General features: G+C 67.4%; 5 protein-coding genes. 1 reads left to right on the top strand and 4 read right to left on the bottom strand.

The genetic code is table 11. From position 1 onward, the window contains the following. Positions 1 to 266 precede the first annotated feature (266 nt). Positions 267 to 539 (top strand): hypothetical protein, encoded by a 273-nt coding sequence (locus ABZS64_RS38845; protein ID WP_355839869.1) that lies wholly within the window; start codon positions 267 to 269, stop codon positions 537 to 539. Between the two features lie 142 nt (positions 540 to 681). Here the strand turns inward: ABZS64_RS38845 and ABZS64_RS38840 are convergent, their stop codons facing one another. The 4 genes from ABZS64_RS38840 to ABZS64_RS38825 form a co-directional block, all read right to left on the bottom strand. Further along, the gene (locus ABZS64_RS38840) at positions 682 to 1,368 is read right to left on the bottom strand and encodes a response regulator transcription factor (protein WP_355839867.1); all 687 of its coding nucleotides are present in this window, start codon (positions 1,366 to 1,368) and stop codon (positions 682 to 684) included. 31 nt (positions 1,369 to 1,399) lie between these two features. After that, positions 1,400 to 3,433: a histidine kinase gene (locus ABZS64_RS38835; RefSeq protein WP_355839865.1), complete on the bottom strand. Its 2,034-nt coding sequence runs from the start codon at positions 3,431 to 3,433 to the stop codon at positions 1,400 to 1,402. An 804-nt stretch (positions 3,434 to 4,237) separates the two neighbouring features. Beyond that, positions 4,238 to 4,897, bottom strand: a complete 660-nt coding sequence (locus ABZS64_RS38830; RefSeq protein ID WP_355839863.1) for a response regulator transcription factor — start codon at positions 4,895 to 4,897, stop codon at positions 4,238 to 4,240. Further along, positions 4,897 to 6,636, bottom strand: a complete 1,740-nt coding sequence (locus ABZS64_RS38825; protein WP_355839861.1) for a histidine kinase — start codon at positions 6,634 to 6,636, stop codon at positions 4,897 to 4,899. Before ABZS64_RS38825 ends, ABZS64_RS38830 begins: the two co-directional genes overlap by 1 nt. Between the last annotated feature and the right edge of the window lie 237 nt (positions 6,637 to 6,873).

The raw sequence follows: 6,873 nt of genomic DNA, 5'->3' as shown, positions 1-6,873 counted from the left end.
CGCTGAACGCTTTCGACATCACCTTCGACGGCCGACTCTCAGCAGCCCGTCAGTAACCAACAACCCCAGTTACACCGCTCGTTTGACAGACCCCCACCGCCTCCGGCACCAGAGCACGCGTCCGCACCAAAGCCGTCCTCATCACCCCCACCGGCACCGGCACTGGCCGCGCCGGAGCCCAAGCCATCGCCTCCGGCTCCGCCCGCCTGCGCCCCCTCATCGCCGAAGCCGCCCGCCAAGGCCTGCGACTGGCGTTCACCGTCCGCATGCCGAAAACCAGCTACATCCTCGCCTCAGGCAGCCGCACCGACTCACCCGGCATCCGCCGCGACGTCATCCAACGCGCCGACCACACCGAAGAACGCTCCTACGGCTCCGCAGCCACGGGCGGATTCGACGCCGCAGACTTCGCCCACCGCGTCGACGCCGCAGGCGGCGACGTCACTGCAGCGGTCCACCAATGGCTCGTGGAAACCGGCCGCATCCACCCGGGCGCTCACATCAACCATCTCGAAATCCGCACCTGGCGTCCGCGGTAGGGGGCCGGTTCCTCGGGCCCTGACGCCAGGGCTGGCCAGGTTCTCGCCACAGTCGATGGCCACGGGCGTGAGGTGGTTGGGATCTTCCGTACGGGCCGGATCTGGCCCACGCCCCGGCTCGGCGGGGGCGTGGGGCTTCCCATTATTGAGGGAAGTTGGCGCTGGACTCGGGGTCGGGCTGGAAGGGGCGGCCCATCCCCGCGCGTCGGGCGAGCGTGACCAGCTGTTCCCGGTTGCCGACCTCGACGATCGGGAGCATCTCCGAGATGCGGGATCTGATGGTCTTCAGTTCCAACGAGAGTTTGCGTGAGATGGCCTTGTCATCGTGCCCGTCGACCATGAAGGAGAGGATCTTCAGCTGCGTGGAGTTGAGCCCCTGCAGGGCTGGCGGGCAGGGCTGTTCGGGGATTTCCTGAAGCAGTGCCACCACATGGTCTGCGGTGCCGGGGCCGAAGTGGGCCTCGCCGCGGGCGAGGGCCTCCACTGCGCGGACAAGGTCGTCGCTTTCGCGGTCCTTCAGGACGAATCCGTGCACTCCGGCCCTCACTGCGGCCCGCAGGTGCGGGAGGCCGGTGTGTGAGGTGAAGGCCAGGATCTTGATGTGCGGTCGGCTATGCCGGATTTCCCGGGTGGCAGCGATGCCGTCCTGGCCGGGCATGCGCAGATCCATGATGAGGACGTCGATACGGTGTGACCGGGCCATTTCCACGGCCTGGCGGCCGTTGGCGGCTTCGGCGACGACTTCGATGCCGTGGGCTTCCAGCCATGAGCGCATCCCCTGCCGTGCGACGGGTTCGTCCTCGGCGATCAGTACGCGGGTGGGGTTCATGTCAGCTCCCGGAGTACGGTGTCGGGTCATCTCATGCCGCGCGTGTGGGGTCGGCCAAGGGCAATCGGGCCACCACTCGTGTGCCGCCGCCGCTGGGGGTGGTGATGGTCAAGATGCCGCCGACCTGGGCGGCGAGTTCGCGCATCCCGGCGATCCCGGCCCCTTCGGGCGCGCCGTTGCGCCCCCGGCCGTTGTCGTCGACTGTCAGAATAAGCGTGTCGTCGCGCACGAAGGCGCTCAACCGGCAGCGGCTGGCCTGGGCATGACGTGCCACGTTCGCCAGCGCCCCCTCACCGATTCGAAAGCCCACAGCCTCGACTTCCGCAGGCAGCGTGGGGAGTGGATGCGCCGCCTCGACCTCGGGAAGAAGTCCGAGCTGCTGCGCGCTGCCCTGTAATGCGCCGATGACACCGAGGACGATCAGGTCGGGCGGGCGTAGCCCTGCGATGACCTGCCGGAGGGCGAGTTGCGCCGCAGCAATGCCGTCGAGTGCCTGCGCCAGCTCACGGTCTGCCCTGCCCCGGTCACGGGGCAGATACTCGCGAGCCGCTCGAACCATGAAGCTGATGCCGGTGAGTTTGGGACCGAGCCCGTCGTGCAGGTCCCTTCGCAGGCGACTCCGCTCCCGTTCGGCGGCATTGATCGCCGCTACGGTGGTGGCGATATGCCGGGCAAGCTCGCGCAGGAGCGCGAGATCGGCGGAAGAAAGGCCGTCCTCGGCTGGACGGGGTCCTACGAGCAGCGCGCCGAGCAGCTGGCCCCGGTGGACCAGTGGTATGCGTGCCGGTGCTGGCACCGGCCATCCGTGGCGGGCGACTTCCAGTATCTCGCCGGTCTCCTGCCGGAACTCGACAGCCACATAGGGCAGTTGTAGAGCACTGGCCGTCGAGCGTGCCGCCGCCAGCAGCACACGGTCTGCCTCGCCGGTTGCCTCCAGGCAGCGTCCCAGTTCTACCAGGACGGCGTAGGGATCGTCCCGAAGCCCGTACACCAGCCGGCTGACGAGCCGCTGCAGTATGCCGCGCAGCGGCTGCAGTGCAACGGCGACGACTGCGGTTGCCAGCAGTGGGGCTGCGCCGGAGAAGGAACGCTCAAAGACAAGCCCGAAGACGCTGACGAACCCGGCGTATAGCGCGGTCAGGCTCACGCTCAGAAAGATGAAGAGCAGCGACCGACTCAGGATGCGGTCGATGTCAAGCAACCGACGCCGAACGATGGCGATCACGATTCCCGTGCTGAAGACCACCATGCCCACATCGACCAGGACCGATCCGAGAGCGTTCTGCCAGACCGCGCTGGCGCCCACGAGCACTGTAGCCACCAGCGCGGCCAACGCCACCCACTCCAGCTGCTGGCGCGCGACCCTGTCAGCGCTGCGGAACCGAAACATCAGCGAGCCCACCGCCAGTAGGAACGGGCACACGATGAACAGCACCGTGACGCCACCGATGATCGCGCGCACGAACGACAGCGCCGGGATGCCGAGCGGGTTCTCCACGGACGGGAAGTAGTCGTAGGCACCCGGCCCGGGCAGGAAAGCGCCCACCAGCAGCATCAACACAGCAGATCCGCCGGTGTACCAGGCAGCGAACCGCCAGCGCGCCGACGGTAGACGCCCGTCAGGGAAGCGGAGCAGCAGGAAGAAGAACGGGAAGCTGACGAACACGAACAGCCAGCCCGCTGCCCACACTGCCAGGACACCGCCCGGGGCGTCGTGCACGAGCGCGTAGGCGCCGTAAGCGCGGGCCAGATTGTCCACTGACATCCCAATCCCGCACAGCAGCAACAGCCATCCGGCAGGATTGCGCGGGCGCCGCCCGGCCAGAATCAGCCCGGGCACGGCGAACGCGACGAACGATACCGGCTCACCCAGCGCGAATGCCCATGGATGCCAGTCCGGCCGCGGCGCCGACCGGGAGAGCGCCACGAGCGCGACCGACAGGCCCGCGAACACCACGATGAGCATCCATACCGCCCACGCGAGCCCAGAACCCGAAACGCGTCCCCTGTCTCGAACGACCTTGAACACCCCAGGCTTGGGCCAGTTCTGCAACTTCTCGACCACGCTCACCCTCCCCGTTTGACTACGCCCAGTAGGAAGAGCGTCAACCGGGCGTGATCCCGGCTGCCAGGGAAGAGCGTCCCAGATGTGCGGGACAGCTGCGCAGCAGCGGCGAGGCACAGAAGTCCGCCATAGGATCAGCCCTCTGGCCTGCGTTCAGCGCATCCCCGATCGCGGACGGCCGCGCCACCTGTTCCGGCAACGCCGCCGCGGCCCTTGGGAGCCGTCCGTTTCCGGACTGACGTCAGCGGTGGCTTGGGCCTCTCCTTCACCCGGTGGGCTCAGGCCGAGACCCGCTTCAGCAGCAACTGCTACACGGCCGAGACCTGCCCCAGTCGACGTCCTGTGCCCGGATCCGCTTCCCGAGGGGCTGCCGCAGACCACTCATCGGGTGTGAACCCATGGCCGGTATCCGCAATTGGGTCTCCTGGACGTCCCGATCGTCGGTTCACCGCCGAGTTCGTGCAGAGGCGAAGGCCTCACCGCGCCTGTTGATCAGGTTCCGCGATGAGGCCTTGCCCTGAGTCTTGAGGTGTTGGTCAGCCGAGTGGTTGGCCGTGCCAGGCCTGGTAGATCGCTGCTGCTGTAGTGAGGGCGGTGCCGATGACCGGTGTCCATCGCCGTGTTGTCCTGCCCCAACGCCTCCTGCGCCGTGTGCCGGTGTTAGTGCCGGGCTGCCGTTGTTCCTGGTGCATCCACCCTCCCGTTTCCGCCGGTCCTCATGTTCGGGATCCGTTGTGTCCAGGGTGCGGTTGGGGATTTCCCGGTGTCACGGGAGCGGCTTACCGAGGCTGCGGGAGTGCGCGGTCAGGGCTGTACGCCGAGGCCGGCCGCGCGTGCGAGGGCGATGAGGTCTGCTCGGTCGGTTGCGCCGAGTTTGGTTTTGATGTCGGTGAGGGCGTTCTCGACTCGTTTGTGGCTGATGCCGAGGCGGGCGGCGGCGGTGTGGGTGGTCTGTTTGGGGATGGCGATGATGTTGAGGATTTCTCTTTCTCGTGTGGTGAGTTGGGGGAAGGCTCCGTCGCGGCGGGCGGTGCGGAGTTGGTCGAACCAGGGGCGCATGCGGGCGGTGTCGGAGAGGTGGAAGATCCACGCTCCGGCGGCTACGTCGCGTACGGCGCGGGTGATCTGGGTGACGTCTCCGGCTTTGAGGAGGAAGCCGGAGGCGCCGGCACGCATGGCGGCCATGACGTTGGGGTCTGCCTCGTATTCCGAGTGCACCAGGATTTTCGTTCCGGGGCGGGCGCGCTGGATTTCCTGGGTGGCCCACAGGCCGTCGCCGTTGGGCATCTTGACGTCCATGACGACGACGTCGGGGTGGAACTCGAGTACGTGGCGGACCGCTTCACGGCCGTCGCATGCCTCGGCTACCACGGTGATGCCGGGATCCGATTCCAGCAACATGCGCAGGCCGTAGCGGGTGAAAGGGTGGTCGTCGGCAATCACGACGCGAATGCCCTCTTCCATCACACGCTCCTGCCCTTCGTCGCGAGGCCGGCGTCCTCTGCGCCCGACAGGCTGACCGGCAGGCGGGCGACGACCTCGGTACCGCCGTCGCTCCGCGGCCGGATCTCGCAGCTGCCTCCGATCTCGGCTGCGCGCTCGCGCATCGTCCCCACTCCGACGCCGGGACGCATCTGTTGGGGAAGGCCCTGCCCATCGTCGGAGATGGTCACCGCGAGGGAGTCGTCGCTCACTTGAAGGGATACCCAGCAGTTGGCGGCTTCCGCGTGCCGCAGCACATTGGCCACTGCCTCGACCAGGATCCAGTACGCGGCCTCTTCAACTGCCGCGGCCAGCCGGGGAATCTGCTGAGGCAGATCGGTGTGTATGGCCAGCGATACGCGGTCGGTGTAGGCCAGGACGGCCTCGCGCAGGCCCAGCTGATCGACTGGCGACCGTAGGCCCATGGAGATCCGGCGCAGATCCTCGGCACCTTGACGGATGTGGACCAGTGCGGTTGTCAGCAGGTCATGCGTGGCGTCGGGGTTGCTCCGCAGCGTGGTGGTGGCCGCTTGAAGGGTCCACGTGGCGCCGGTGAGGACCGGGCCGACGCCGTCATGGAGGTCGCGGGCCAGGCGTCGCCGCTCTTCCGCCCGCACCGCGACGGCATGCTCCTGCGCCCGCAACAGTGCCAGGGACAGCCGAACCCCCGCCGCAGCCTGCGCGACGTGCCGGGCGACATCACGCAGCAGCCGCAGATCCGCAGCAGACAAAGCCTCGTCGGCCGCCCGTGCCCCCACCACCAGAGCGCCGATCTCCTCTCCCTGGTGCACTAGCGTCAACCGAAGCGCGACCGGAGATTCAGTGCCGTGAGCGGCGACGCGTGCACCGCCTGCGCCGGTCGCCGTGGCATCGTCGAGTTCGATGGCCACATACGGCAGGCGCAGCGCGCCTGCCACCGTCGCCGCGGCCTGCGGCAGTACCTGCTTCGGATCGGTGGCCGCTTCCAAACGGCGGCCGAGCCTTGCCAGCGCCGCATACGGGTCATCCCGCAGCCCGTACACGAGCCGGCCGACCAGTCGCTGCAGTACGTCACGCAGTGGTTGCAGGGCGACGGCGACCACGCCGGTCGCCAGCAGCGGTGCCAGGCCGGAGGCTGAGTGCTGCAGCACAAGCCCGAAGAGGCTTACGGACCCGATGTAGAGCCCGACCACGATGCCCGTCAGGCCTGCATAGAGAAGTGACCGGCTCAGGATGCGGTCGATGTCGAACAGGTTGTGGCGCACGATCGCGATGGCGATGGCCGCACTTAGGACTACGCTGGCCAGATCCATGGCGATCGATCCCATCGCGTCCTTGTTCCAGGTCACGGTCAGTCCTACGACCATGACCACGTCCACCAGCACCGCGAACGCCATCCACTTGATCTGCTGGCGCGCCCCCCCGCCACTGCCGCCAAAGCGTCGGAGTAGCGAAGCTGCTGCCAGCAGAAAGGGACACGCGACAACGAGGAACCCCAGCAGACCTTCATTCGGGCCGGCGAAGGACAGCACCGAATTGCCGATCGGGTTGCGCACTGTCGGGAAGTAGCCACGGTCGATCGGGCCGGGAACGAAAGCCCCGAACAGTATGGCCCAGATCCAACACGCCCCCACGATCGTGGCCGGGATCCGCCAGAGTGCGGACGGTAGCCTCCCGTTGGGGAAAAGCAGCAGCAGGAAATAGACCGGAAAGAGGTCGAACGCGAAGACCCAGTTCGACACCCACGCAGCCCACACGCCCCCCGGCAAGCTTCGGGGAATCGCGTAGAGCCCGTAGGCATGCCCCAGCAAGTCAAGAACTCCCCCGAACCCAGACAACATCAACAGCCATCCGATGGGGCTCTGCGGTCGGTGCCCTGGCCACCACTAGGCGCTGTTTCTCGGATCATGTTCGGAGCCAGATCATGAGGGCTGCGAGGGTGACAGTGCCACCGTAGATGTAGGCGCGCTTCTCGTAAC

The sequence above is a fragment of the Streptomyces sp. NPDC005408 genome (assembly GCF_040606445.1).
In the GTDB taxonomy this organism is placed as follows: Bacteria; Actinomycetota; Actinomycetes; order Streptomycetales; family Streptomycetaceae; genus Streptomyces.
Note: the sequence above shows the minus strand (reverse complement) of the source record. Positions and strands in the feature narration are given on the sequence as shown.

Coding starts and splice junctions, on each gene's coding strand:
- ABZS64_RS38840 (WP_355839867.1), bottom strand. CDS start 1,368: ATGAACCCCACCCGCGTACTGATCGCCGAGGACGAACCCGTCGCACGG.
- ABZS64_RS38830 (WP_355839863.1), bottom strand. CDS start 4,897: ATGGAAGAGGGCATTCGCGTCGTGATTGCCGACGACCACCCTTTCACC.
- ABZS64_RS38845 (WP_355839869.1), top strand. CDS start 267: ATGCCGAAAACCAGCTACATCCTCGCCTCAGGCAGCCGCACCGACTCA.